General features: G+C 38.7%; 32 protein-coding genes, 1 tRNA gene and 1 riboswitch. Of the genes, 28 read left to right on the top strand and 5 right to left on the bottom strand.

Annotated elements, in window-relative coordinates:
• On the bottom strand, nucleotides 1-906 hold the full coding sequence (locus AC0VYV_RS14370; RefSeq protein ID WP_475367753.1) for a hypothetical protein: 906 nt from the start codon (nucleotides 904-906) through the stop codon (nucleotides 1-3).
• 113 nt (nucleotides 907-1,019) lie between these two features.
• Between AC0VYV_RS14370 and AC0VYV_RS14365 the strand changes: the two genes are divergently transcribed.
• The 15 genes from AC0VYV_RS14365 to AC0VYV_RS14295 all read left to right on the top strand — a co-directional run bounded on the left by AC0VYV_RS14365 (nucleotide 1,020) and on the right by AC0VYV_RS14295 (nucleotide 15,086).
• Complete coding sequence (locus tag AC0VYV_RS14365) at nucleotides 1,020-2,072, top strand: M42 family metallopeptidase (RefSeq protein ID WP_430244288.1); 1,053 nt, start codon at nucleotides 1,020-1,022, stop codon at nucleotides 2,070-2,072.
• A 107-nt stretch (nucleotides 2,073-2,179) separates the two neighbouring features.
• Nucleotides 2,180-3,643, top strand: a complete 1,464-nt coding sequence (locus AC0VYV_RS14360; RefSeq protein WP_475367752.1) for a spore germination protein — start codon at nucleotides 2,180-2,182, stop codon at nucleotides 3,641-3,643.
• A 124-nt stretch (nucleotides 3,644-3,767) separates the two neighbouring features.
• Nucleotides 3,768-3,968: a YqgQ family protein gene (locus AC0VYV_RS14355; protein ID WP_303530630.1), complete on the top strand. Its 201-nt coding sequence runs from the start codon at nucleotides 3,768-3,770 to the stop codon at nucleotides 3,966-3,968.
• Nucleotides 3,965-4,714, top strand: coding sequence for an oxygen-insensitive NADPH nitroreductase (nfsA, locus tag AC0VYV_RS14350; RefSeq protein ID WP_475367751.1), 750 nt, complete (start codon nucleotides 3,965-3,967; stop codon nucleotides 4,712-4,714). Before AC0VYV_RS14355 ends, nfsA begins: the two co-directional genes overlap by 4 nt.
• Nucleotides 4,715-4,741: 27 nt before the next feature.
• Nucleotides 4,742-5,713, top strand: coding sequence for an ROK family glucokinase (locus AC0VYV_RS14345; protein ID WP_430244294.1), 972 nt, complete (start codon nucleotides 4,742-4,744; stop codon nucleotides 5,711-5,713).
• A 293-nt stretch (nucleotides 5,714-6,006) separates the two neighbouring features.
• Nucleotides 6,007-7,881 carry an LTA synthase family protein gene (locus AC0VYV_RS14340; RefSeq protein ID WP_430244296.1) on the top strand — a complete coding sequence of 625 codons (1,875 nt, stop codon included), beginning with the start codon at nucleotides 6,007-6,009 and terminating at the stop codon, nucleotides 7,879-7,881.
• A 166-nt stretch (nucleotides 7,882-8,047) separates the two neighbouring features.
• A complete protein-coding gene (locus tag AC0VYV_RS14335; protein WP_430244299.1) occupies nucleotides 8,048-9,235 on the top strand; it encodes a M14 family metallopeptidase in 1,188 nt (395 codons plus the stop codon).
• A gap of 55 nt (nucleotides 9,236-9,290) precedes the next feature.
• Nucleotides 9,291-9,407: riboswitch (TPP riboswitch) on the top strand.
• A gap of 212 nt (nucleotides 9,408-9,619) precedes the next feature.
• Nucleotides 9,620-10,255: a thiamine phosphate synthase gene (gene thiE, locus AC0VYV_RS14330; protein ID WP_475367749.1), complete on the top strand. Its 636-nt coding sequence runs from the start codon at nucleotides 9,620-9,622 to the stop codon at nucleotides 10,253-10,255.
• Nucleotides 10,252-10,449, top strand: coding sequence for a sulfur carrier protein ThiS (thiS, locus tag AC0VYV_RS14325; protein ID WP_194222156.1), 198 nt, complete (start codon nucleotides 10,252-10,254; stop codon nucleotides 10,447-10,449). Before thiE ends, thiS begins: the two co-directional genes overlap by 4 nt.
• A gap of 4 nt (nucleotides 10,450-10,453) precedes the next feature.
• Nucleotides 10,454-11,218 carry a thiazole synthase gene (locus AC0VYV_RS14320; RefSeq protein ID WP_194222155.1) on the top strand — a complete coding sequence of 255 codons (765 nt, stop codon included), beginning with the start codon at nucleotides 10,454-10,456 and terminating at the stop codon, nucleotides 11,216-11,218.
• 16 nt (nucleotides 11,219-11,234) lie between these two features.
• A complete protein-coding gene (gene thiO, locus AC0VYV_RS14315; protein WP_475367748.1) occupies nucleotides 11,235-12,326 on the top strand; it encodes a glycine oxidase ThiO in 1,092 nt (363 codons plus the stop codon).
• 16 nt (nucleotides 12,327-12,342) lie between these two features.
• Nucleotides 12,343-13,155 (top strand): bifunctional hydroxymethylpyrimidine kinase/phosphomethylpyrimidine kinase, encoded by an 813-nt coding sequence (thiD, locus tag AC0VYV_RS14310; protein WP_194222154.1) that lies wholly within the window; start codon nucleotides 12,343-12,345, stop codon nucleotides 13,153-13,155.
• A gap of 153 nt (nucleotides 13,156-13,308) precedes the next feature.
• On the top strand, nucleotides 13,309-14,004 hold the full coding sequence (locus tag AC0VYV_RS14305; protein ID WP_475367747.1) for an ATP-binding cassette domain-containing protein: 696 nt from the start codon (nucleotides 13,309-13,311) through the stop codon (nucleotides 14,002-14,004).
• A 3-nt stretch (nucleotides 14,005-14,007) separates the two neighbouring features.
• Complete coding sequence (locus AC0VYV_RS14300; RefSeq protein ID WP_475367746.1) at nucleotides 14,008-14,781, top strand: ABC transporter permease; 774 nt, start codon at nucleotides 14,008-14,010, stop codon at nucleotides 14,779-14,781.
• A complete protein-coding gene (locus AC0VYV_RS14295) occupies nucleotides 14,781-15,086 on the top strand; it encodes an MTH1187 family thiamine-binding protein (RefSeq protein ID WP_194222151.1) in 306 nt (101 codons plus the stop codon). Before AC0VYV_RS14300 ends, AC0VYV_RS14295 begins: the two co-directional genes overlap by 1 nt.
• Before the next feature lie 114 nt (nucleotides 15,087-15,200).
• Here AC0VYV_RS14295 and AC0VYV_RS14290 read toward each other — a convergent pair whose 3' ends face one another.
• Both AC0VYV_RS14290 and AC0VYV_RS14285 read right to left on the bottom strand, forming a co-directional pair.
• On the bottom strand, nucleotides 15,201-15,386 hold the full coding sequence (locus AC0VYV_RS14290; RefSeq protein WP_098444211.1) for a DUF2759 domain-containing protein: 186 nt from the start codon (nucleotides 15,384-15,386) through the stop codon (nucleotides 15,201-15,203).
• A gap of 147 nt (nucleotides 15,387-15,533) precedes the next feature.
• Nucleotides 15,534-16,013: a hypothetical protein gene (locus tag AC0VYV_RS14285; protein ID WP_475367745.1), complete on the bottom strand. Its 480-nt coding sequence runs from the start codon at nucleotides 16,011-16,013 to the stop codon at nucleotides 15,534-15,536.
• A 73-nt stretch (nucleotides 16,014-16,086) separates the two neighbouring features.
• Here AC0VYV_RS14285 and AC0VYV_RS14280 point away from each other — a divergent pair, with 73 nt between their 5' ends.
• Entirely contained in the window at nucleotides 16,087-16,728 is a 642-nt protein-coding gene (locus AC0VYV_RS14280) for an MBL fold metallo-hydrolase (protein WP_475367744.1), read from the top strand.
• Between the two features lie 24 nt (nucleotides 16,729-16,752).
• Nucleotides 16,753-17,826: an SAM-dependent methyltransferase gene (locus AC0VYV_RS14275; RefSeq protein WP_475367743.1), complete on the top strand. Its 1,074-nt coding sequence runs from the start codon at nucleotides 16,753-16,755 to the stop codon at nucleotides 17,824-17,826.
• Nucleotides 17,827-17,848: 22 nt separating this feature from the next.
• On the opposite strand, the gene AC0VYV_RS14270 is transcribed toward AC0VYV_RS14275, so the two are convergent.
• Complete coding sequence (locus AC0VYV_RS14270) at nucleotides 17,849-18,094, bottom strand: DUF2626 domain-containing protein (protein ID WP_098444207.1); 246 nt, start codon at nucleotides 18,092-18,094, stop codon at nucleotides 17,849-17,851.
• A gap of 248 nt (nucleotides 18,095-18,342) precedes the next feature.
• Between AC0VYV_RS14270 and AC0VYV_RS14265 the strand changes: the two genes are divergently transcribed.
• Complete coding sequence (locus AC0VYV_RS14265; RefSeq protein ID WP_194222147.1) at nucleotides 18,343-18,726, top strand: Spx/MgsR family RNA polymerase-binding regulatory protein; 384 nt, start codon at nucleotides 18,343-18,345, stop codon at nucleotides 18,724-18,726.
• Between the two features lie 5 nt (nucleotides 18,727-18,731).
• Here the strand turns inward: AC0VYV_RS14265 and AC0VYV_RS14260 are convergent.
• A tRNA-Gln gene (locus tag AC0VYV_RS14260) sits at nucleotides 18,732-18,806 on the bottom strand.
• 532 nt (nucleotides 18,807-19,338) lie between these two features.
• Here AC0VYV_RS14260 and AC0VYV_RS14255 point away from each other — a divergent pair.
• The 10 genes from AC0VYV_RS14255 to AC0VYV_RS14210 all read left to right on the top strand — a co-directional run bounded on the left by AC0VYV_RS14255 (nucleotide 19,339) and on the right by AC0VYV_RS14210 (nucleotide 25,420).
• On the top strand, nucleotides 19,339-19,653 hold the full coding sequence (locus AC0VYV_RS14255) for a YbjQ family protein (RefSeq protein ID WP_194222145.1): 315 nt from the start codon (nucleotides 19,339-19,341) through the stop codon (nucleotides 19,651-19,653).
• 37 nt (nucleotides 19,654-19,690) lie between these two features.
• Complete coding sequence (locus AC0VYV_RS14250) at nucleotides 19,691-20,542, top strand: alpha/beta fold hydrolase (RefSeq protein WP_430244322.1); 852 nt, start codon at nucleotides 19,691-19,693, stop codon at nucleotides 20,540-20,542.
• Nucleotides 20,543-20,698: 156 nt separating this feature from the next.
• Nucleotides 20,699-21,781: a competence type IV pilus ATPase ComGA gene (comGA, locus tag AC0VYV_RS14245; protein WP_430244324.1), complete on the top strand. Its 1,083-nt coding sequence runs from the start codon at nucleotides 20,699-20,701 to the stop codon at nucleotides 21,779-21,781.
• Nucleotides 21,756-22,784 carry a competence type IV pilus assembly protein ComGB gene (gene comGB / locus AC0VYV_RS14240; RefSeq protein WP_475367742.1) on the top strand — a complete coding sequence of 343 codons (1,029 nt, stop codon included), beginning with the start codon at nucleotides 21,756-21,758 and terminating at the stop codon, nucleotides 22,782-22,784. Before comGA ends, comGB begins: the two co-directional genes overlap by 26 nt.
• Nucleotides 22,785-22,798: 14 nt before the next feature.
• Nucleotides 22,799-23,128, top strand: a complete 330-nt coding sequence (gene comGC, locus AC0VYV_RS14235) for a competence type IV pilus major pilin ComGC (protein ID WP_194222141.1) — start codon at nucleotides 22,799-22,801, stop codon at nucleotides 23,126-23,128.
• Nucleotides 23,129-23,139: 11 nt separating this feature from the next.
• A complete protein-coding gene (comGD, locus tag AC0VYV_RS14230) occupies nucleotides 23,140-23,580 on the top strand; it encodes a competence type IV pilus minor pilin ComGD (protein WP_475367741.1) in 441 nt (146 codons plus the stop codon).
• Between the two features lie 302 nt (nucleotides 23,581-23,882).
• Nucleotides 23,883-24,302, top strand: a complete 420-nt coding sequence (locus AC0VYV_RS14225) for a ComGF family competence protein (protein ID WP_194222139.1) — start codon at nucleotides 23,883-23,885, stop codon at nucleotides 24,300-24,302.
• The gene (comGG, locus tag AC0VYV_RS14220) at nucleotides 24,253-24,675 is read left to right on the top strand and encodes a competence type IV pilus minor pilin ComGG (protein WP_475367740.1); all 423 of its coding nucleotides are present in this window, start codon (nucleotides 24,253-24,255) and stop codon (nucleotides 24,673-24,675) included. Before AC0VYV_RS14225 ends, comGG begins: the two co-directional genes overlap by 50 nt.
• Entirely contained in the window at nucleotides 24,672-25,169 is a 498-nt protein-coding gene (locus AC0VYV_RS14215; RefSeq protein WP_194222137.1) for a shikimate kinase, read from the top strand. Before comGG ends, AC0VYV_RS14215 begins: the two co-directional genes overlap by 4 nt.
• A gap of 56 nt (nucleotides 25,170-25,225) precedes the next feature.
• Nucleotides 25,226-25,420 carry a YqzE family protein gene (locus AC0VYV_RS14210; RefSeq protein ID WP_194222136.1) on the top strand — a complete coding sequence of 65 codons (195 nt, stop codon included), beginning with the start codon at nucleotides 25,226-25,228 and terminating at the stop codon, nucleotides 25,418-25,420.
• Nucleotides 25,421-25,460: the final 40 nt, after the last annotated feature.

The following is a 25,460-nucleotide window of genomic DNA, read 5'->3' as shown; positions in this document are numbered from 1 at the left end:
TTATTCTTCTGTATCTTGTGGCTCTAATATAGGCTCGTTAAGGTATTGAATAAGCTCAATGTTCTTTCCACTTTTCGTTTGGAATAGGATGAGTAAATATGGTGAATCTTTATGAAGCAATATGATTGGAATTGTACTTCCAATAGGTGATTCTGTCGGGCCATTCGGTGGAATTATGCCAAGGAAATAGTTTTTGTATAGACCTTCCCAAATGCCTCCGATCGTATCAGCGGTCTGTTTCTGAGATAGTCCTGGGAGCGTTCGCTGTTGATATTGATCTAACGAGGTTAGTGGGAAAATATAATAGTCTTCAGGATGAAGATTATATTCTGTTACCATAGCTTTGAAAACCAACTGGGCTTGTTGATCCATGGCATGATCGAGGATGTATTGCCATTCTTTTTCCTCTTCACTTGAAGCCTTTTTAAAAGACTCAAGTGGTGTCATCGGAGAGTCAATGACGTAAAGTTGGTCATAACTCAATTGCTGGGCACTTTTAATTACATCATTAGGGTAATGGATTTCTCCATAATGGTAGGTAATCGCTTCATAATGTCCGCTATCTTCACTTGTAGATTCTTTTTTTTGACGAAGTGTAGCCGTATTTTCTTTCCAAATTGACATGGAATCAATCAGGCGACCTTCTTCATAGAGAAATGATAAATCTTGACGAAGGTAAGCCACTTCAGAAAGACTTGATTCTGTCTTCCAATCCAATGTGTATTCATCTTCATCGTCCTGCGTTAGAATAGAAAGAGATGTGCTTGCTGAATCAAATGCGACGTCTGGATCAGGTGGGAAATACGTAAATGATTCCCTAACAGGATTACTACTAGTGTTAACAAGGATGAGCGCAAAAAAACCAATCATACCTAGCATGATAACGTAGTGAATTCTTTTGATCATCCCGATACCTCCAAATGAGTAAGCTTGTCATCATATGTATGTGATAGTTAACTGAAATATGAAGAAGGATTCGTTTGCTTTTCCAATTAATTCAATTTGAGAGGATGAAATCAATGAGTGATTTATTTCATGCAGAAGAACTTCTACAAACTACGAAAGAATTAGTTAGTATTCCAAGCCCATCTGGTTACACTGATGAAGTCATTAGTTGGGTTGAGGGGAGAATGCAAGAGCTTGGAGTAGAGACAAAACGAAATAATAAGGGTGGACTCATTGCTACTATTGAAGGGGCAGATTCGTCGCGTCAACGGATGTTAACAGCTCATGTTGATACATTGGGAGCGATGGTGAAAGAAATTAAGAGTGATGGTCGCCTGCGCTTATCTTTAATTGGTGGTTTTCGATTTAATGCAATTGAAGGTGAGTACTGTGAGATTATCACCGGAGATGGCAAGCGTTTTACTGGAACGATTCTTTTACACCAAACCTCTGTTCATGTTTATAAAAACAATGGGGAGGTCAAACGAGACGAACAGAACATGGAAGTGCGTCTTGATGAGCGTGTCTTTAATCCTGAAGATGTCATGAATTTAGGAGTGAGTGTTGGTGACTTTATTTCTTTTGACCCTCGTGTCCAAATTACCGATTCTGGATTTATTAAATCACGCCATTTGGATGATAAAGCTAGTGTAGCTCTTCTTCTTGCAAACATTAAGAAACTAAAAGAAAACAACATCAGGCTTCCACATACGACGCATTTTCTAATCTCGAATAATGAAGAAATTGGTTATGGTGGTAATTCCAATATCCCTGATCAAACCATCGAATACATAGCTGTGGATATGGGAGCACTTGGAGATGGACAAACTTCTGATGAATATACGGTTTCGATCTGTGCCAAAGATTCAAGCGGTCCATATCATTATCGCTTACGTAAACATCTTGTGAAGCTTGCAGAGGAAAATAAGATTGAGTATAAACTCGACATTTATCCTTATTATGGGTCAGATGCATCAGCTGCCATTCGGGCAGGAGTGGATGTTCGTCATGCGCTTATTGGTCCTGGTATTGATGCTTCCCACGCATATGAGCGAACACATCAGGATTCAATGCTTCATACAGCACATTTAATTTATCAGTACCTCTTATCGGAAATGATCGATTGAATGAGATAACCAGCCTTTCTTAAAAGGCTGGTTTTTCTATGCCCAATTTTCCAATGAGGTATGCATAATGTAAGAATGGTGAATGATGGAAGGGAGGAGGGGGAACTATGTCTCAAAAAAAGATCATTCATCCCGTTAGTCGTTCATTTGAGGAAAATATCGATTTCCTTCATAAAGAATTAGGTGTTGGGAAAAGTTTTGATGTTATTCAACTAGATCTTGATTACGCAGGTAGAAAAATGGCGATGTTTTTAATCGATGGCTTTGTCAAAGATGATATTCTTCACTATCTTATGAAGTTACTATCAAGACTTGAACCTTCCCAACTTGATCCTGATCCACTTGAGAAGCTCATGAAAGTACATATCCCATACGTTGAAATTGATCGACAAAAGGATCTGGATGTTGTAATGGATTTAGTGCTTGCTGGTCCAACTGCCCTTATTGTAGAAGGTATGAGCGAAGTTATTATGATCGATGCAAGAACGTACCCGGTCAGAGGACCACAGGAACCAGATTTGGAGCGTGTAACAAGGGGCGCGAGAGATGGCTTTGTAGAAACGATCGTATTCAATACATCACTGACGAGAAGAAGAGTGAGAGATAAAACGTTAAGAATGGAATATATGCAAGTAGGTAGAAGGTCCAAAACAGACATTTGTGTTAGTTATATTGAAGATATTGCTGATCCTGAAATCGTAAATAGAATTAAGGATTCTGTTAGTAACATTGATACAGATGGCTTACCGATGGGCGAAAAGACGATTGAAGAGTTTATTTGTGGAAGACATTTAAATCCTTATCCTCTTGTGAGGTACACAGAGCGTCCCGATACAGCAGCTATTCACCTTTATGAAGGTCACGTATTGATCTTTGTAGATGGATCGCCCAGTGTGCTTATTACCCCTACTACTTTCTGGCATCATCTGCAACATGCTGAAGAGTACAGACAAAAGCCGCTTGTTGGCGGATATTTGAGACTTGTTCGTTTTATAGCCGTTTGGATCGGAATTTTCATTTTGCCGCTATGGTATTTATTTGCTACAAACCCACGGTTACTCGGTTCAAATATGCAGTTTATTGGGGTAGATCAAAACGGAACGTTGCCTCTGTTCGTTCAATTTTTACTTATAGAAATAGGGATTGATATACTCAGGATGGCAACCATTCATACTCCAACCTCCCTTGCGACTGCGCTTGGTCTTGTATCGGCCATTTTGATTGGACAAGTAGCAGTAGAGGTAGGACTGTTTATTAATGAGGTCATTTTATATTTGGCCCTTGCAGCAATGGGGACATTCGCAACACCATCCTATGAATTAAGTCTTGCTAATCGACTTTTTCGTCTCTTATTGCTCATTTTGACCGCAGCTTTTGGCGTAATTGGATTTGTTGGAGGATTTACACTATGGATAATGCTTTTAATTCGTACAAAATCGTTTCATATTCCTTATCTATGGCCGTTTATCCCGTTTTCTTATCGGGCATTTCGAGATGTTATATTCAGATCACCTATGCCACTTAAAAATCGTAGACCTACGGTATTACATCCTAAAGATCCGGATCGTTAATATCAATGGCTTATTTACAAGATGTAAAGCAGAGACTACATTTCTTAAACGGGAATGTGGTCTTTTTGTGCGTAATTATTTTTTTTGGCGCTAGGGATTGCTATAATGAACAATGGTGAAGAAAATGAAAACATTTTATGATATACAGCAGCTTTTAAAGCAATATGGCATGATTGTTTATACTGGAACTCGACTTGGAGACCTTGAACTAATGGAAGGCGAGATCCAAGAGTTATACGATATGAAAATTCTCGAGAATGAGGATTACCTCGTCGCCAGAATGATCATAAGAAATGAAATTAGCAAGGAGAGGGACAAAACATGAATCAGACAATTGAAACGATGCTTGCTCACCGCTCAATTAGAGCATTTAAAGATAAGCCATTAACAGAAGAGCAAATTCATACGTTAGTAAAAGCAGCGCAATCCGCTTCAACTTCAAGCTACATACAAGCATATTCGATCATTGGTGTGGAAGACAAAGAAAAGAAAAAGCAGCTTGCTGAATTAGCTGGTGGGCAAAGTTATGTTGAAAAAAATGGTCACTTCTTTGTTTTTTGTGCAGATTTCAATCGTCACCATGCAACAGCTGAAATGCATGGGACAGATGTAACGGAAACGACGCAAACAACTGAAAAGTTCATGGTAGGATTAATAGATGCAGCGCTTGCTGCACAAAACGCCAGCATAGCAGCAGAGTCAATGGGACTAGGTATTTGCTATATTGGTGGCATTCGGAACGACCTTGATAAAGTGAGTGAAGTATTGAATCTTCCTCAATTTGTTATTCCTTTATTTGGTCTTTGTGTTGGATATCCCGATCAGGATCCAGATGTAAAACCACGATTGCCCTTAAATAACATCTATCATATTGATGAATATGAGCAGGATGCAAATGCATTTAAAAAAGGATTAAACGAATATGATGAAGTTATTTCAGGTTATTACACGAATCGAACGGGAGGTCAACGATCAGCAGGATGGACTTCTATGATGGCACATAAATTAGCGACCCCTGTTCGAACGTATATGAAGAAATTTCTTGAAAAGAAAGGTTTTCCTCTGAAATAAAGTGTTACTTGCGAAAGGTGGATTAAGATGAAAGAAGAAAAATGGCTCATTGGTGTTGATTTAGGTGGAACAACCATCAAGCTTTCATTCCTAGATTTTTATGGTGAAATTATTAGTAAATGGGAAATTCCTACTGATAAATCGGAAGCTGGTCGTCATATCACAACTCATATAGCTCGTGCTATTGATGATAAGATGGAAGAAATGAACGTTAGCAGAAAGAAGTTTTCTGGTATCGGTATGGGAGCTCCAGGTTTCATTGAAATGGATTCAGGATTTATTTACCACGCAGTAAACATTGGATGGCGAGACTTTCCTTTAAAAGACAAGCTTGAAGTTGAAACAGGGTTACCAGTTATTATTGATAACGATGCGAACATTGCTGCTCTTGGTGAAATGTGGCGTGGCGCAGGTGATGGAGCACGTGATTTGCTATGCGTCACGCTTGGGACTGGAGTAGGCGGAGGCGTTATTACGAATGGAACAATCATTCATGGAACGAATGGCATGGCGGGGGAAATAGGTCATATTACATCCATCCCTGATGGTGGAGCGCAATGCAATTGTGGCAAAACAGGCTGCCTTGAAACAGTAGCATCAGCGACTGGTGTTGTTCGTATTGCGATGGAAAAACTTATGTCACATCAGGACAGTGTCCTATATCATATTTATCAAGAAAAGAATGAAATTACTTCTCGTGATATTTTTGAAGGCGCTGATGCCGAGGATCCATATGCTGTTGAAGTAGTGAATAATGTAACTTTCCATCTAGGACTTGCGATTGCAAACCTGGCTAATTCCTTGAATCCTTCTAAAATTGTAATAGGTGGGGGCGTATCAAAAGCAGGAGATGTACTTCTAACCCCCTTAAAAAAACAATTTGAAAAATATGCATTGCCAAGAGTTAGAGAAGGTGCGGATTTTGCAATTGCCACACTCGGCAATGATGCTGGCGTAATAGGAGGAGCGTGGCTCGTAAAAACGAAATTGATGAAATAGTCCTAGTTTTTCATGTTTCAGCCTGCTATAACAAGGGAAGAAGAGATCAGTTAAGTTCGATCTTTTCTTTTTTTATGTAAAAAAATTGCCCAAATGAAACTTTTTGTCCTTTTCATTCGTTATTACTAACAGACAGGCTGCTCAGAATCAAAATAATTGTGAAAGAAATACTAAAATAAGGACAAAAGTTAGTTGATTAAATTTCGAAAACATACTATCATTGCGATTATGTATGGTCGTAGAAAGTAATGGTAGCTTTTCCTTATATTCAACTAAGGAGGTACTAAGAAAACATGAAAAAGCTACAAAATAAGTATTCTTTTTTCCTAATCGTAGCCTTTATGCTGTGGTTAAAAACGTATTTGGTGTATGAATTTGCTTTCAACATTGAACCTGAAAATAAAATGGAAGGGTTTATTTTACTGCTAAACCCACTTAGTTCTGTATTGCTATTCCTCGGTTTTGCCCTATTTGCCTCACCAAAGTATCGCAACAGAGTACTATTGGTCATTAATTTTATTGGCTCATTTATTCTATTTGCAAACGTCGTATACTACCGTGAATTTACTGATTTTATAACAATACCATTGTTGTTTCAAACGAATAATATGGGAGAGCTCGGAAATAGTATTGCTGAACTTGTAAGCGGTTTTGATTTCTTGCTCTTTGTAGATATCATTATTCTGTCAGTTTTCCTTTTCGTAAGAAAAACGAAGGCGTACACGGTTAAGAAGAAAGAAATTGCTATTGTATTTGCTAGTGCTATAGCTCTTTTTGCTGTTAATGTTGGGCTTGCAGAAACAGAACGCCCGCAGCTCTTAACTCGTACGTTTGATCGTGAAATGCTCATAAAATATATTGGTACTTATAACTACCACGTTTATGACGCTGTTCTTCAGTCGAAAGCAAAAGCACAGCGAGCATTTGCAGATGGCAGTGAGATTGTAGATATCGAAAACTATGTAAAAGCTAACCACGTTGAGCCAGATCCTGAAATGTTTGGTAAAGCAGAAGGGAAAAACATCATCCTTGTATCGTTAGAATCCACACAGAGTTTTGTAGTGAATGAAGAAGTGGATGGAGAAGAAATTACGCCTTTCTTAAATGATCTTATAGATGAAAGTTATTATTTCCCGAATTTCTATCATCAAACAGCTCAGGGTAAAACTTCTGACTCCGAATTTATTCTTGAGAATTCATTATATGGACTCCCAAGTGGAGCTGTATTCTTTACCCATTCAGGTAACGAATACAATGCATCTCCAGAAATATTAAGTGAGGATGGATACTATAATGCTGTCTTCCACGCGAATAACAAAAGCTTCTGGAACCGTGACGTTATGTATGACTCCCTTAAATACGATAAGTTCTATGACATTAACGATTTTACAGTAACGCCTGATAATTCAATCGGATGGGGATTGAAAGATGAATATTTCTTTGATCAATCCATTAAATATTTAGAAACGCTACCGGAACCTTACTATGCTAAATACATTACATTAACGAACCACTTTCCTTTTACACTTGAATCAGAGGATGAATATATTCCAGAGTGGACTTCAGATGATGGAACTGTTAACAGATTTTTCACTACAGTTCGATATCAGGATGAAGCTCTAAAGAAATTCTTTGAGCGCATGAAAGAAGAAGGACTTTATGAAGATTCCATCTTCGTCATGTACGGTGATCACTATGGAATTTCTGAGAACCATAACAAAGCTATGGGAGAATTCTTAGGCAAAGAAATTACACCATTTGAATCCACGGAACTTCAAAAAGTTCCACTCGTTGTTCATATTCCTGGCCAAGAAGGGGAAGTGATGGACCAGGTCGGTGGTCAAATTGATTTGAAGCCGACGATCATGCACCTGCTTGGTATTGATACGAAGGATATGATTAAATTTGGTAACGATCTTTTTGCAAAAGAACAGGATAATTTCACTATCCTTCGCGATGGAAGCTTCATTACTGAAAATAATCTATACACTAAAAATGTCTGTTATGACAAAGAAACAGGAGAAGAAACGGATAAATCAGCCTGTGAACCATACATGGAGAAGGCAAAAACTGATCTTGCCTACTCAGATAAAATCGTTTATGGAGACCTTCTACGTTTCTTAGGCAAGCATGATGAGCAACAAGAGGATACAGAAATAGAAAAATAGCATGAAAGATGCAAACCCCACCTTGGATGTTAGGTGGGGTTATTGTATTGTAATGAATTTTTTCTGAGGCGAGCAATAAGGCTAATATGTCCTAATTATGTAGCATATGCATCACTCATTATTTCATATCATTGTAAGAAGGATATGAAATGTGGGAGGGTATGACATGAAAATTAGGGTGAAGAGTGGGGATAGCCTTTGGAAATATAGCCGAGTGTTTCAAATTCCACTTCGATTAATATTAGATAGTAATAATCTTGAGAATCCTGATCAACTTATAGTCGGAGAACAAATTCAGATCCCTGGGTTTGTCACGAAAAGTTATACCATTAAGCCAGGAGATACATTATGGAAAATAGCAGGATGGTACGGAACACCCCTAGATGGTGTTCTTTTGCTAAACGATTCGAATCCTTTTTCGTTACAACCAGGAGAAAAAGTGAATATACCGATTCGTGTAACGTGGTCACTCATTAACCCAAATCAAAATTACGATTATCAAACCCTTGTTAATGATATTCGAAAAATACTTGCTGTTTATCCATTTATTAAACGATCAATCATTGGCGAATCTGTCATGGAAAAGCCAATCCCAGAACTAGTAGTGGGAACAGGAAAGAAAAAAGTTCATATGAATGGAGCATTTCATGCTAATGAATGGTTAACCTCAACTCTCATTATGAAATTTGTAGATGATTATTCTCGTGAATTGACGAATAGTCAGAGATTGAGCGGTGTTTACCTCCCATCTCTATATGAATCGACTTCTCTCTCTCTTGTACCCATGGTAAACCCAGATGGCGTTGATCTTGTCATTAATGGATTACCTGAAGAAGAACCTTATCGCTCATTAGCGGATCAAATTAATAATGGAAGTGAACAATTTAACAGATGGAAGGCGAACATTAGGGGAGTTGATTTAAACAATCAGTATCCTGCTAAATGGGAAATAGAAGCTGAACGAAAACCAACAAAACCTTCTCCAAGAAATTACCCGGGAAAAGCACCGCTTACAGAGCCAGAAGCAATAGCGATCGCAGACCTGACGAGAAGAAAGGAATTTGATCGTGCGCTAGCATTTCATTCTCAAGGTGAAGTGATCTTTTGGGGTTTCGAAGGACTTGAACCTCCTGAGTCAGAAATCTTAGTGAGAGAATTTTCGCGACTGAGCGGTTATCGAGCAGTTCGCTATGTTGATAGTTTCGCTGGATACAAGGATTGGTTTATTCAAGACTTTAGAAGACCGGGTTTTACCGTAGAAATTGGAAAAGGGGAAAGTCCTTTGCCTACTTCTGATTTCAACACTATTTACCAAGATACGTTAGGGATTTTCCTTTCTTCTCTGTATATGTAGGTTAGTGGCTTGTTTTTTAATCACTTCTTTGTCATAATAAACTTAATTTCATAATTCCAAAGACTAGGGGTGCCTTCATGTAAGGGAAGGCTGAGAAAAAGAAACCGTCATTTCTTTTACCCTTGAACCTGATCTGGTTGATACCAGCGTAGGGAAGTCGGTAGCAGTATTGATTACGTATTACTACCCCCATTCCTTACGCGGAATGGGGTTTTTTAGTGTGTTTTATGTTAATCGTTTTTAAGCGTTTACGGTGGTAGCTTATACTCTTGATTCTCGATTTTTAGCTCGAAGCGATTGGTTATCACAGAGCGTAATTGAGCCGAAAATCAACAAAGCTCATTAACATAGGCTTAAGGTTAAAAGTATTAGAGGAGGTAAATAATGAAGGATTTTAAATTATACGTCATTACAGGGGAAGAATTCCACCCTGATCGAGACCTAGTTGAGGTAATGGAGCAAGCGATACAAGGTGGTGCTGATATTATTCAATTGCGTGATAAGACGAATTCTAAAAAGGTTGTACTAGCAAAAGCTTTGAGATTAAAGGAGCTAACACAAAAATATGAAGTTCCCTTTATTGTGAATGATCACATTGATATTGCGCTAGCCGTTGATGCTGATGGCATTCATCTCGGTCAGGATGATTTACCTTTAGAGGTAGCAAGGAAGATTGTTGGACCTAATAAGATCATCGGTATCTCCACACATCGAATCGAAGAAGCGCGTGAAGCAGAGCAGCGTGGTGCTGATTACATCGGGGCTGGGCCAGTCTTTCCTACAAATAGCAAAAGCGATGTTGTTGATCCAGTAACAACTGACTATCTCAAAGAAGTTGCAGCAGAAATATCTATTCCGTTTGTAGCCATCGGCGGCATCAAATTGCATAATGTTTCGGACGTCCTCCATTCAGGTGCTTCTAGAGTATGTGTCATTAGTGAAGTAGTTGGTAGTGCCGATATTAAAGGCACGTGCGAAGCATTTATTCAATCCATTCAAAAAGAGGTGATTCCCAAGTGACATTACTAGTTAATGGAGAGCAGCATGATTTAGAAGTGGCAACATTGAAAGAAGTTGTTACTCATTTTGGCTTGCAAGAAGGGTTGGTTGTCACTGAAGTTAATGGAACAATTATTGATCGCTCGGAATGGATCGATACAGAAGTAAAAGAAGGAATGAAAATCGAACTTGTCCACTTTGTAGGAGGGGGTTGACCGAATGAATGATAAATTAACAATAGCCGGTAAAGAACTTTCTTCACGATTGTTTCTTGGCACGGGAAGATATCCAAATCCATATGTTCAAAATAAAGCAATTGAAGCTTCTGAAGCAGAAGTTCTCACATTTGCTATTCGAAGAGTGAATCTTACTGCACCAAATGAAGATGCGATTTTACAGCACATCGAGAATCAATCATTTCACTATTTGCCCAATACTTCCGGAGCTACGACTGCTGAAGAAGCCATTCGCATCGCTCGTTTAGCAAAAGCATCTGGCTTAAGTGATTGGATAAAAATCGAAGTTAGTCGTGATGAAAAAATGCTAATCCCTGATCCGGTGGAAACTTTGAAAGCTACAGAGGTTCTTGCTAAAGAAGGTTTTGTTGTTTTACCGTATACTTCTGATGATCCAGCACTTTGCTATCGACTACAAGAAGCAGGTGCAGCGGCTGTCATGCCAGGTGGATCTCCTATTGGAACTGGTCTCGGCATCTTAAATCCATACAATATTGAACTAATTACAGAACAACTGAAGGTACCCGTCATAGTCGATGCGGGTCTTGGACATGCATCTGATGTAACACAAGCGATGGAGCTTGGGGCAGATGGAGTCCTCCTTAATACAGCCATAGCGAAAGCGAGAAACCCTGTTATGATGGCTGAGTCAGTTAAGTTGGCTATTAGAGCAGGAAGATTGTCTTACGTTGCAGGAAGAATTCCTAAAAAGAAGTACGCCACTGCAAGTAGTCCAGTACGAAATTAATAGAAGGAGGGCGATCATGGCTAACATTACGATTGTAGGAGGCGGAGTGATTGGTCTCTCCATTGCCTATGAATGCCGTACGAGGGGACATGAAACGACTGTAGTAGAAGCTCATAAGTGTGGGGGGCAAGCTTCAGGTGCAGCTGCAGGCATGCTTGCGCCTTATTCGGAAATTGAAGAAGATCCAGATGATTTTTTCAGGCTTTGCCAACATAGTTTAAAGCTTTTCCCGAAATGGCAGGAAGAAATCAAACAGAATTCAGATGTTGATTTTGAATATAGCGAGAGCGGCAGTCTTTATTGTATCTTTCATGAGGCTGATCGGCTGTCTCTTGAGACAAAGCAGGCCTGGCAACGTAAGTTTAACGTCGAATCTACAATATTAAATGCTGACGAAGTAAGAGAGAAAGAGCCAGGCCTTTCTCAAGATGTTGTTGCAGCATTATGGTGTCCAGAAGAGTCACATATTTATGCTCCTGGCTACGTCTCAGCGCTTTTAGATGCTTGTCGCAAGTTAGGTGTTCGGGTGATAGAGAATGCGGGAGAGGCGACGTTTGAAGAGAATAACGTTGTGGTAAAAGGTCAACGGATCGAAAGCGATCGAGTTGTTCTTGCTGCAGGAGCATGGTCTATGTACTGGGAGGAAGCACTTGGTTTGACGTTGCCCATTTATCCAATACGAGGACAAATTTGCGCATATGAAGCCCCATCTCTCAATCACATTATTTTTACAAGTCAAGGCTATCTTGTAGCGAAAGCAAATGGATCAGTTGTTGCTGGTGCTTCGGAGGACATCGCTGGTTTTGATACATCTGTTACAGAACATGGTGTAGGAAGACTTGAGAAATGGAGTAAGCAAGTGATGCCTGCCTTACAGCAGAAAAATCCATTTCATAAGTGGGCGGGGTTAAGACCTGCTACTCAAGATGGCTTTCCTATTATCGGAAAGCTAGATCATAAACCTAAGGTTATTTTAGCCACTGGTCATTATCGGAACGGAATCTTACTTAGTCCTGTTACAGCAAAAATTGTAGCAAATGAAATCGATGGAAGTGTTAGTGAAATAGGGCTCGGTCAATTTCGACCTGATCGTTTCCAGGTTATATAATGAAGGAGTGAGTTTTATGCGTAAAGCACTTACGATAGCTGGATCTGATAGTGGAGGAGGAGCTGGTATTCAGGCCGATTTAAAAACATTTCAAGAGCGTGAAGTGTTTGGGATGAGTGCCATAACGGCACTTACAGCTCAAAATACTCTAGGGGTTCACAATGTTTATCCCCAATCTATAGAAGCGGTTCAATCTCAGTTAGATGCTGTGCTATCGGATATTGGAACAGATGCTGTGAAAACTGGTATGCTTTTCTCTAGTGATATTATTTTGGGCGTTGCTAAGAAGATAAGAGAATACCAGGTGCCAAACCTTGTGATTGATCCTGTTATGATTGCAAAGGGAGGAGCATCACTCCTTCAAAAAGAGGCGATTCGTGCCATGAAGGAAGAACTCATTCCTCTTGGTACTATTATTACACCAAATATTCCTGAAGCTTCGGAGTTATTAGGTGGCGACTCAATTACTTCAGTTCGAGAAATGGAAGAAGCTGCAGCAGCATTACAGGACTTTGGTGCAAAGGCTGTCCTTGTTAAAGGCGGACATATGGATGGAGAAACTTCTATAGATGTTTTGTATGCGAACCAACGTTTTTATCACTATGAGTCTAAACGAATTGATACAAAACATACTCATGGAACGGGATGTACCTTCTCTGCTTGCATCGCTGCAGAGCTTGCGAAAGGACGAACAATACAAGAGGCGGTCTCAACTGCAAAAGAATTTATTACAGCAGCCATTGCGAATTCTCTTTCTATAGGTAATGGAATTGGACCTACGAACCACTCTGCGCATAGGCAAAAGCTAATAAGTGGAATGAAACAATAGCTCTGCACTGCGCAGAGTTTTTTATTTGGGGTTGTCTTTTAGGATGAGAAGGTCGAAAATACATAAGCTATACACGAAAGGCACTTTCGTATCATAGGTCATCAATGCATGATAGAATAATGGTGTTAATTTACAGTAAGGAAAGGTCGTCTCATGAATAAAATAATTGAAGTGAAAAATGTGAATAATGAACGTGTGTCAGATATTCATTTTGATATGCTAGAAGGATCATTAACAACGATCATCGGCCCTTCAGGCGCTGGAAAAAGTAGCTTATTGATGTTGCTGAACCGATTAGAGGATCCTGATAGAGGTGAAATTCTCTTTAAAGGAAAGAAGCTAGATGAATTTTCAATCAATAAGCTACGTCGAAATATTGGGATGGTCTTTCAACAGGCTCACCTATTTAATGGAACAATTGAAGATAATTTAAAGTTTGGACCGCTTCTAGAAAAGAAATGGAATGAAAAAATGGGCATTCAACTATTAGAGAAAGTTCAATTACCTCGCGATTTTTTAACAAAAGATGTGGAAAATTTATCTGGTGGTGAAGAGCAAAGAGTGGCATTTGCGAGAACGCTTGCTAATAATCCTGAGGTGTTGTTATTAGACGAGGTGACTAGTGCGCTTGATATGCGTACAGTTGATTGGATGGAAGAATTGTTACATACACTTGTGAATGAAGAAGGGAAAACGATTCTAATGATTACACATGATCTAAAGCAGGCGAAGAGGCTTGGTTCATATACTCTCTTTATGAATGAAGGGAAGATTGAAGAACAAGGAGAAACGAAAAAATTGTTTCAATCGCCTAAATCAGATGCTTTAAAGCACTTTTTGGAAGGATAACCAATGACTGAAATATCAAGTCTATCTTTATTAACGATGATTCTCTTTGTCATGATCCCCGTGTCTCTTTCTTATTTATTTTCACTAGGAATTGGCAAATCCGCGATTTGGTCTTCCTTACGTGGGGTAGTTCAATTATTTTTTATAGGCTACATTCTTACTTTTTTGTTTTCAATGCGTGATTGGCAGGGAATAGGTCTTTGGGTAGCGGTTATGCTGGTCATTGCTTCTCTACAAGCTGCCAAAAGAGGAAAGGGTATACCCTATGCCTTTCTGCTATCTCTTTGTTCTCTCATATTGATTGAAGTGTTTGTTCTCTCACTATGGATTATTTTTGATATCATTCCATTTAAATCAGAACAAGTCATTCCAATGAGTGGAATGATTATTGGTAATAGTATGGTTGCAACAGGTCTAGCATTCGAGAGAATGAAAAATGAGTTTCATGATAGCAAAGGGAAAATTCTTGCAGCGTTGTCACTTGGGGCAAATTCGTCACAAGCTTCTCAAATGATCATAAGGAAAACAATTCGTGCGGCTATGATCCCTAACGTAGATGGATTAAAAACGATTGGTCTTGTACAATTGCCCGGTATGATGACAGGACTTATTCTAGGTGGCGCTTCGCCCATTGAAGCTATACGATATCAAATTGTAATATCGATAAGCATCTTCTCATCCGTTTCCATATGTGCGATGATTATATCGTTAGTTACATACCGCTTTTTCTATAATCGAAAGATGCAGTTATTAGAAGTCAAAGGAGGAAATAAATAATGGCAATTGTAGACGTTACGGTTATTCCGATTGGTACAGAAACTCCTAGTGTCAGCAAATATGTAGCTGAGGTACAGAAGATTCTTGAATCTTATTCAGATCGAGTTACTTATAGGTTAACACCAATGAGCACTCTTATTGAAGGGGAAATAGCAGATCTTCTCGAGGTGGTCCATGCCATACATGAGGCACCTTTTCAAGCGGGGATAGAGCGTGTCGCTACTAACCTTCGTATAGATGATCGTCGTGATAAAAAGGTTAAGATGGATGATAAACTTGATTCGGTAAACAGGCACTTAGAATAAGTGCCTGTCATCATTTAGTTGATTACTGGTTGTTTTGCTATGCTGTGACAGATTCATAAAATTATTCTTTTCATTTTTCTTCGAAATAAAAAAACAGCCTAAATGGCTGTTTTTTTAGTGGCCTCCGCCGCCCCCAGATCCGAAAAGTATATCGATCATTGTGGCAACGGTAAAGGCGCCGAATACAAGCACTGTTAATCCTGCAAAGGCAAGGCCCATAAAGTTCTTTTCACGAAGAGAACGGAATACGCCCCATACGCAAAATAACGTAACGATTGCAAAAATAATTGCTAACCCCATTTGGAATACCTCCCTATCCATGCACTCTTTATCAGTATACCCGTAAAATAGCTGTTGCATGGTTAAATCATAAATTTTTCTAACTTGCGTGGTATGTACGATAAGTCCTTTCTTATTTTAACCGTTTTCTTTTCGTTTGTCGAGGTGTTATTCATCCAAAAATGTAAGTTCAATGTTATAAGCTCGAGCAATACCCTCCATTAGTTCAATGGACATATGATCAACAAAAAAGAGTTCACCCTCTTTGCAAATCAAATGCTCTTCCATTTGAAGAATCGCCATTTCGATTTGCGGCTGCTCTCCGTTCCTTATAGTAAAGCAGGAGACCATCTTTTTATAAAGAAAATACTCATTGTTTTGAGAAACAAACCCATAATCTGAAAAAGAGGGAGTTATTTCTGTGTTTGGAGAAAGGTATAGAAGTGGGTAGAAGTCTTGAAATATATTTTTGGAAATGTAGTATTCCTGAAGAGCAACAGCTTCTTCACGATCATTTAGAATAACGAGCTGTTTATCTCGATCAAACACTTTTGCAAGTTCGGCTGTCTTTTTCACTATCTGGGCCATGAAGCCAGGTAGTTTATTATTTGGGGGATTCATTTCTACGCCATACATGTTTTTCAACATAAACATCTCCTTTTGTACAACCTTTTGTATAGTGTAGAATAAGAAACATAATCTTTCAATGGAGGCGATGACAATGGAATGGAAACAAATGGCTGTTGGGCCGGTGCAAGCAAACGCAGGATTCTTATGGAATGAGCAAAATGAGGCTCTTATCATTGATCCGGGAGCTGAAGGTGGTCGAATCAAAAGGAAAGTGGAAAAGCTAGAACTAAAACCAATCGCTATTCTTTTAACTCATGCTCATTTCGATCATATTGGAGCGGTGGATCTGATAAGAGAAACGTATCAAATCCCAGTTTACTTACATATTTATGAGGAAAAATGGCTTTCAGATGCTTCTTTAAATGGCTCTAAGCTGTTTCCGGTAGTTGATAATATTGAAGGTAAGCCGGCTGATCATTTAATTGAAAGTGAAGGGAAAATGACAATCGGACCGTTTCAATTTGAGGTATTTGAAACGCCAGGACATTCACCTGGTAGCGTCTCATTTTATTTTAAAGACGTTAATCTAGTCTTTTCAGGTGATGCCCTTTTTGCAGGTAGCGTAGGAAGAACTGATCTTCCTGGTGGAAATCAAAAGCAGCTGCTGAACAGTATACATAACCGCCTTCTAGTATTACCAGAAGAAACGATTGTAGCCTCTGGTCATGGACCGTCTACGACAATAGAAGTGGAGATGGCAGAGAATCCGTTTCTAAATGGATTTTCTTTATAAATGACGTCTTTAAGGGATGAAATCATGAAGGAGATCGAGCGTAGTCCTGGAGGCGCTATATCGTTCGAGAAATTTATGAAGCTGTCTCTTTATCATGAGCGGTATGGCTATTACCAGGTAAATCAACCTAAAACAGGTCGAAACGGTGATTTCTATACATCTACAAGTGTTCATGATATTTTTCCTAGAGTTATGGCTCGGGTTCTGATTGCCGATATTCACAAGCATAATCTTGAACCTTTCATTGTTGATGCAGGGTCTGGTGATGGGAACTTCATTGCCTCCTTTCTTGATGAAGTGAAACAAAAAGACCAGGCACTTTTTCATCAACTAACTTATTGTGTGATAGAAGCAAGTCAATACCATCGTCGTCTAATTAAAGAAAAGGTGCACGAGCTTAACGTGAGAATGTATGCTTCACTTTCTGAAATAAAGAATGACGTACCTATATTAAACGGTATTCTTTTATCCAATGAACTGTTAGATGCTTTTCCTGTTCGGGTTGTAGAGAAATTTCAAAATCAATTGTGGGAAGTATGTGTGGGAATAGATCATCGTGGTTCTTTTAGGGAGATCTACAAACCTTGTACAGATGCAAAGCTAATCAAATGGTTAAATCATCATGACGTTGTTCTTGCGGAAAATCAACGCTTTGAAGTACCCTTGATCATGAGCGATTGGCTTTATAAGACTGGTGAATGGATTTCCGAGGGGAAAGTTTATACAATTGACTACGGCTACACGAACGAGGAATGGCAACATCCTGCAAGGAAAAGGGGGAGTCTGCGCGGGTACAGGAAACACCAATTAATGGAAGATGTTCTTCAGTATCCAGGGGAAATGGATTTAACCACCCATGTTTCTATTGATGCAATTGAAAAGATTGGAATAGAAAATGGACTAGAATGGCTTGAGTGCTTGCCGCAGGGACAGTTTCTTTTGAAGCATGATCTATTAAGCTTTATTAAGCAAGTCAATCCAGATAAACCGTTTTCTAATGAACAAAAACAAAATCGAGCAATTAGATGGTTAGCAGAATCAAATCAGTTTCTTGTCATGATTCAAGAAAAGCGCCAAAGAAAAAAAGACGATGCATGAGCATCGTCTTTTTTCGTTCGAATTAATGTCCGCCTGATCCAGGCGTCATCATGAACACTGACCAGTATGAAAAACCGACCATAAATAAAGTTAAGTATACACCAAAAATATACAGATAAGTACGTTCTGTTAAGTTTAAATAACTTAACGCTAAAAACATGCCGGCCTGGCCAAGGAACAGCAATCCCAATACTGGCATCTCACCAACAAAGCCCATTAGTGAGAAAATGCCGGTCCAGAAAGCTAAAACTCGGTACATTCTAGGCATAAAAGTTCCTCCCTTGCTCGTTCATTCCTCATACATATCGTATTATATATGAGGTTCTGTAGAAAAGTAAATGCTAGTCTCATGGCAAAATAATGACTTTCCTTATTTAACCTTGAAAAGGGTTCCAATTTATTATCCCAAATCGTTCACAAAAATACAAATCTTTTTCTTGTACAATATTTGTTTAAGTGTTGTATAATGTGGGTAATGTTAGTTATTAACGGAAAACGAAACGGGGAGGATTTAAATTGGAAGATAAATTATTGTTTTACACTTATCCAAGTTGTACCTCATGTAGAAAAACAAAAGCCTGGTTAAAAGAAAATGGCGTTAATTTTGAGGAGCGTCACTTATTTAAAGACACACCTTCCATTGAAGAGCTAAAAGAAATTATCACTCTTTCTACTGACGGAATTGAAGAGATTCTAGCTAGAAGGAGTAGCTCCTTTAAAAAGCTAAATGTTGAAATTGACGATTTAACCATAACAGAGATGTTAGAGCTTATGCATAACGAACCAAAACTTCTTAGAAGACCTATCGTAACAAATGGAAAAAAACTGATTGTGGGCTATAACAAATCAGGACTTCAGAACTTAAAACAGCGAAAGAAAAAACTCGCGGTGGTTTCATAAGAAATTGGCTGGGCTAGCTGGATTCGAACCAGCGCATGACGGAATCAAAATCCGTTGCCTTACCGCTTGGCTATAGCCCAATCATGTATTTCTCTGATAGTATGATCAGAGAATCAGTAACTTATACTTACATTGAAGGTGCGAATTGTAATGGTATCTTTTTTCTGAGTTAGCACTTTAAATAATAATAAGTAATGTATGTTTTAGGAATGTCCTACTGCTTATTTGAATAAGATAGCATCATAATCCATGTCACAGCGATATGCGGAAAACTTCTGCGTATCGCTTTTTTGTAGTTTGTTAAAGTTTTTTTAATTAATTAGTGAAAAATAAAAATGTTCACTAATAAAGGCGAAATTTTCAGAGAAAACGAAGTAAAGTAGATCCTAATAAGGTATTCTTTAAGTAGTAATTGAAGAATGAAAGGGAAGAGCATAATTAAGATTTTCCTTATAATTAGCGCCTCTGTATTTCAGTTCCTTATTGTAGTAATGTTCTTTATCCAGAAAGTTTGGGTGCCGATTGTTGCGTTGGCATATGTTCTTTCACTTTTATTTTTAATTCTTGTACTAATAAAAGAACGAAGATCGATGGAGAGAGGAGAAAAAAGTGATGATGATCGTAACTACTGATGAGATAGCAACGAAAGAGATCAAGGAAGTTATTGGGTATGTTCGTGGGAGCACAGTTCAATCCAAACACGTAGGGAAAGACATACTAGCAAGTCTTCGAACAATAGTAGGGGGAGAAATAACAGAATATACAGAAATGATGACGGAAGCACGGCAAAGAGCTATCGCAAGAATGGTCAAAGATGCTGAGGGGAAGGGAGCAAATGCGATTGTCGGTTTTCGCCTTCAGTCTTCAGCTGTAATGTCAAGCGCATCAGAAATTATAGCTTATGGAACAGCGGTTATTATAGGATGACGGGATTCACGCAACCTAAGTAAAGGGAGTGGTCTATATGTGGAAACAAACGCTTATTAATACAAAGCGAGGGACTTTTGAAGTTTTTATCAAAGGGAACGGTCCTCCATTATGTGTGACGCACCTGTACTCTCAATTTAATGAAAGCGGAGACTATTTTGCAGATACGTTTACGACTAGTCATAAAGTCTACTTAGTTAATTTAAAGGATGCGGGTCATTCAGATTCTGTAAACGCACCTTATGAGTATTTTATGTTGGAGACTGTATTTGATCTTGAAAGTGTTAGATCAGCTCTTGGAGTTAAACAGTGGACATTCGCTGGTCATTCTACGGGAGGGATGCTTGGTTGTGTATATGGAATTCATGCATCCCGTTCGCTTACAGCCATAATAATAGTAGGAGCTGCAGCTAGAGAATATGGTTCTTCGTCGTCAGCATGTATATATAACTCTGCGCATGAGAATTATCACATCATGCAGCATTACATAGAAAAACTAAAAGACTCGAGACTTGGTGATGATGAGCGGGAAAGGATCACCAGAGACAGAACCAAGCTGTCTCTTTATTTGCCAGAAAAATATCAAGACTATTTTTCAAAACGAATAAATAAAAAGATGGCAACAAATCGGATGAACTTTTTTGCCCGCGAAATCATCCAATTTGATGTAACGAAACAACTTAATATAATATCTGCCCCAACTTTAATAGCATGTGGGAAGCATGACGTCCAGTGTCCTTTATTATTTTCGGAAGAAATAGCAGATGGAATTCCAAATGCCCAACTGGCTATTTTTGATCAAAGCAATCATTATCCTTTTCTTGAAGAAAAAGCATTATTTGAAACAAAGGTTCATGATTTTCTCAATGATGCGTCATTTAGATATTGAATATTGAGTATAAACCCCAAATCATTATTGAGGGCTAGTCAAAAAGAAATTTCTTTATTAAGAAGGAATTGCCATTTACCTGGCGAATCCTTCTCTTTACGATTTAAAAATCGTGACTGGTTTTGCTGTCAATTTATATGAAAGGAAGGTGTGTTTTTGCTGAACATTGAAGAAAAAGGAAAGGATATTATTAAGCAAGCGGTGGAAGTAGGGGCCTCAGATGTACACTTTCATCCGAAAGAAAAAGGAGCGTTGATTCAATTTCGTGTTGATAATCGACTTTATGATGCGCTTTGGCTTCCTATGACGGTAGCAGAAAAGCTATTGTCTCATTTTAAATTCCTCAGTGGTATGGATATTGGAGAGAAGCGTCGCCCGCAAAATGGGGCCATGGATATGGTTCTATATCCAAGAAAACTCCACTTAAGACTCTCAACGATTCCCACCCCTTATCACGAAAGTCTTGTCGTTCGTATCCTTCCGCAAGATGAAACCCACTCCTTTAAAGAACTCTTTCTTTTCCCCTCAACTGCAACTCGACTTCTCCAAATCGTAAGTTGTAACAGTGGCTTATTTATGATTACAGGACCAACAGGTTCAGGAAAAACTACAACGATGTATTCCCTCCTTCAAACTCTCAGCGTTAAGCGGCATAGGCGAGTTCTTACAATTGAAGATCCCATCGAAAAGCGCAATCCTGATTTTATTCAAATGGAAGTCAATGAGAAAGCTGGACTATCTTATTATGAAGGTTTCAAAGCTGGGCTCAGGCATGATCCAGATATTCTTGTCGTTGGGGAAATAAGAGATGAACAAACTGCCCAACTCGCTATTCGAGCTAGCATGACGGGGCATCTTGTGGTTTCAACGCTACACACTGGAAGTACGCTAGAGTGCATTCCAAGATTACTTGAGTTTGGTATTCCTCTTCATAATATTACTCAAACGTTAAGAGGAGTCGCCACTCAACGACTCGTACCCCTAAAGTGTCCCTATTGTCAAGTATGCTCTCTAGAGTGTCTAAAACGAAGAACACGAAGAAAACTTGCTGTCGTTGAAATTCTCGCTGGTCTTCATCTTCAAAAAGCCCTCGATCATCCAGATCTTTTATCGATCCCTGGTCAATCCACCATTAAAGATTACATTCTTCGAGCATATGCCCTAGGTTATATTCAAAAAGAGACTGTCGAGAAGGAGTTGGGTTTATTTAATCGTGAAACGATTCAAATGGAAGCTTGACCGTAAAGCGGATTTTCTTTGTCGTATAGGGAAGATGCTTGAGGAAGGATACTCACTTGCCAAATGTTTGGAGGTATACGCCTTATATCAAAACGACCATATTCGATCAAATATTGAAATGATTATTATCAGACTTAAGGGTGGTGATTCCTTTCACGATGTTTTAGCAGATTTTCAGTTTCCAGCAGATATCTTATCCTATTTATATATGTCTGAGCAGCGAGATTTTGCAACCGGTATTTCGGCATCCGGTCAGTTGATGAAAACGCGAAGTGAATGGCAAAAACGACTTAGAAGTACGCTTGCTTACCCCATCTTTTTATTTTGGATGACAGCGATCATGCTGTTTGTCGTAGGAAAGTATTTATTACCTCAATTTAATACGCTCTACCACTCCCTTGATGTTCCACTCCCTTTTATTTCAAGATTTTTTATGACGCTCGTTAGATTTACTCCAGCTATTTTTGTCGTTTTAATTTTACTTTCTATTGTCCTTTACCTTTCCACTTTGATAAAAAACAAGAAAAGTTCAGCTGTACACAAAATGCTTGTCTACAGTAAAATTCCGTTCGTGCATTTTTTTATTCCTCTTTATCTGACACATCATACCTCTCTTCACCTGGGGCTCCTACTTCAAAGCGGTCTTTCAATTGCAGAAGCTTTCTCGTTATTAACGAAACAATCTCACTTTGTGTTTTTTCAAGAAGAAGCCGAACGTGTTTCACGATCATTAATGCGTGGTGAAAAATTAGAGGATTTATTTGATCAGCCACGTTTGTATGTTCCTGAATTCAAAGAAATTTTAATGCATGGCCAGGCAAGCGGGAATTTAGGAAGAGAGCTAATCTTATATGGGGAGGTGATCGGTGAACGGTTTGAGGAGTTGGTAAAAAAAGGATTTATGATTTTGCAACCAGTTAGTTTTGTCGGTGTTGGTCTTGTTGTTATGTTGATGTTTATGTCTATTCTTTTACCCATGTTTTATTATTTGCAAAATATTTAAAGGGGAGATTGTAAATGAAAATAAGGAAATGGTTAGGTTTTATTAAAGATGAGAAAGGGTTTACGCTAATCGAAATGATGATTGTTATTATGATCATTTCAATATTGCTTTTAATTGCGGTGCCAGGATTAACTAAAAACAATGAGGTTGTTGAGGCGAAAAGCTGCGAGGCCACAATAAAAGTTGCCCAAACACAGGTAGCGGCGTATAAAGCGAATTTTGGATCCTATCCAACTTCAATCAATGATCTTGTTTCAGAAGAATACCTAGACATGGATGAAGTAACTTGTCCTGGAGGTGAAGAGTTAACCGTCGCCGATGGGAAGGTAAAGCTAGCTAACTAATGTTTTTTCGTGTGCAATTCAGAAATTCTTTTGGCTACACCATGCTAGAAATGATGATTGTTCTCTCCGTTTTATCAATTCTTCTATGTCTGATCTTTCTACACATTTCCCCTACACAAAATGCTTCTTCCACACGACATTTTCTAGACGACATCCAATCAGATCTAAGGTATACCCAGGAGCTTGCATATGTAAATAAATCCTCGTATCGATTTTCCATTTCACCTAGTAAAGGGTCGTATAGTATACAGGGCACCGCATCTACGGTAGTGAAGTCGAATGAAATTCCAGAACATATTACGATTGATGAAGGAACAATGGGGTATCAAATTGTGTTTGGGGGGAATGGAAACGTTCAAAAAGCAGGAACACTTTATATAAAGGATGGCAAGGAGGAGTATAAACTTGTGGTGCAGGTGGGAGCTGGTCGTTTCTATATTAAGAAGTTGTAAAGGATATTCTTTGCTTGATGCATTAACGGGTCTCTCTATCTTAACGATCTTATCTTCAAGTGTATTACCGATTTATTCCCATCTTTATGAAGAGCGAGAGGTGATACATGTGCGAAAAACTGCAGTGATATTGCTTGATCAATACTGGAGGGGAATGGTCTTGGAGGGGAGAATTCTACCTGCAAGCGAAACCGTTGAAGGCTCCAAATTTTCCTTTTTAGTAATAGTTGATAAAGTGTGTGTTTCTTTTGATAGCGGAGTAAAAACTGAATCAATGATATGTAAAAGCTTACCGCAAGATAATGAATGAAAAAGGAATCACATTACTAGAATTGATGTTAACTGTGACCATTCTCATTGCGATTGTATGTGTGCTTCCTTTGATAATGAACGCTTCTTTACAAGAAGTGAATGCAGATTTTCAGCATGAGGAAGCACAATTGTTCTTTCATTTGTTTTCTAAAGAAGTTCGTGAATCTTCTCGAATTCAGATCCATAATGGCGGAATTGAGATGTTGTCGAAGAACGGAACAACTATACGATACGAACGCTACGGATCGTCTATTCGGCGTAGAGTAAACAATGCTGGGCATGAAATTGTATTACAGAACATTCGGGAGTTATTTCTTGAAGTAACTGATGGAAGAGTGATTGTTGAGGTGGAACTTGCTGATGGACAGAAAGAAAAGCGCGCTATATTTCAAATGTCTCATAAACCTTAATGAAAGAGGTTATATGACGGCTATGATGATGATGATTAGTACGCTGCTTCTTGGTTTTGTTTTTCATTTATGGAATGTGACACAAAATGAGCGAGTTTTTCTTGATCGTGAAGAGGAAGAAATTAAGAAGCAGACCTTGCTAGTCCTTAGTATGAAAGATACAATTTCATATATACAGAAAACAGGGGGATCTAGTGCGGAGAGAACGTTTACGTACAATGAAGGTACAGTTCGCGCTGTGATTAATTCTTCTTCTGATGTATTGCAAATTACGTTGAGTGGAACGACGGATAATGGAATACGCGTAGCTGCGTCTTTTCAATACAATCAAATGATGAAGCAAGTCGTAGAATGGAGTGAAGGTTCAACATGAGAGCGGTCTATTTAACAGGATTTATGGGCTCTGGCAAAACAACTATAGGTGAGGAATTATCTCAAGCGTTATCGCTGAAATCGGTTGATACAGATGAGCATCTTACGAAAATGCAAGGCAAGACCATTCCTGCCATTTTTGAAGAGGAAGGAGAATTTGCTTTTAGAACGTATGAATCAGCCTCTCTAAAAGATCTACCAACTGAAAACGTGATCATTAGTACAGGCGGTGGGATTGTTTTAAAAGAAGAAAATCGAACATTTATGAAGCAAAATGGAACGGTGATTTACTTACATTGTGAACCAGAAGAAATCATAAAGCGACTTGAAGGTGATACATCAAGGCCTTTACTTGCTGGAGCGGATCTAGAACATAAGGTTCATACGATATTCAAAGAGCGATTATCACTCTATCGTGAAGCTGAATATGAAATTGACACAACGAAACGTTCAGTAGGGGGAATTGTAAAGGAAATATGTAACCTGCTTGGTTAAACAAAGAATAAATGGGCATCCTTAAAATAGAAGACAACTATTAAAGGGTGATCAGGATGTCATCAAATGATCTTGTGAAATATATGACTCAGCAAGTTGTGTCTTATATTGATCAACCAAAAGAGGAAAGGCAGCAACAGCGTGCTGTCAAAAAAGCCAAAAAGCAACCATTTTTGTTTCGATGGTTTGGCATTATCCCTATGTCGATTTCAATGTTTGTTAAAAAAAAGAAACATGAAAGCTCGGACTGACTCGTCTGAGCTTTTTTGTATGGATTCGCTAATTTTAACA

This window comes from Anaerobacillus sp. QJM3NY_17, from assembly GCF_056173665.1.
The sequence above is the reverse complement of the archived record's forward strand: the minus strand, read 5'-3'. Positions and strand labels throughout refer to the sequence as shown.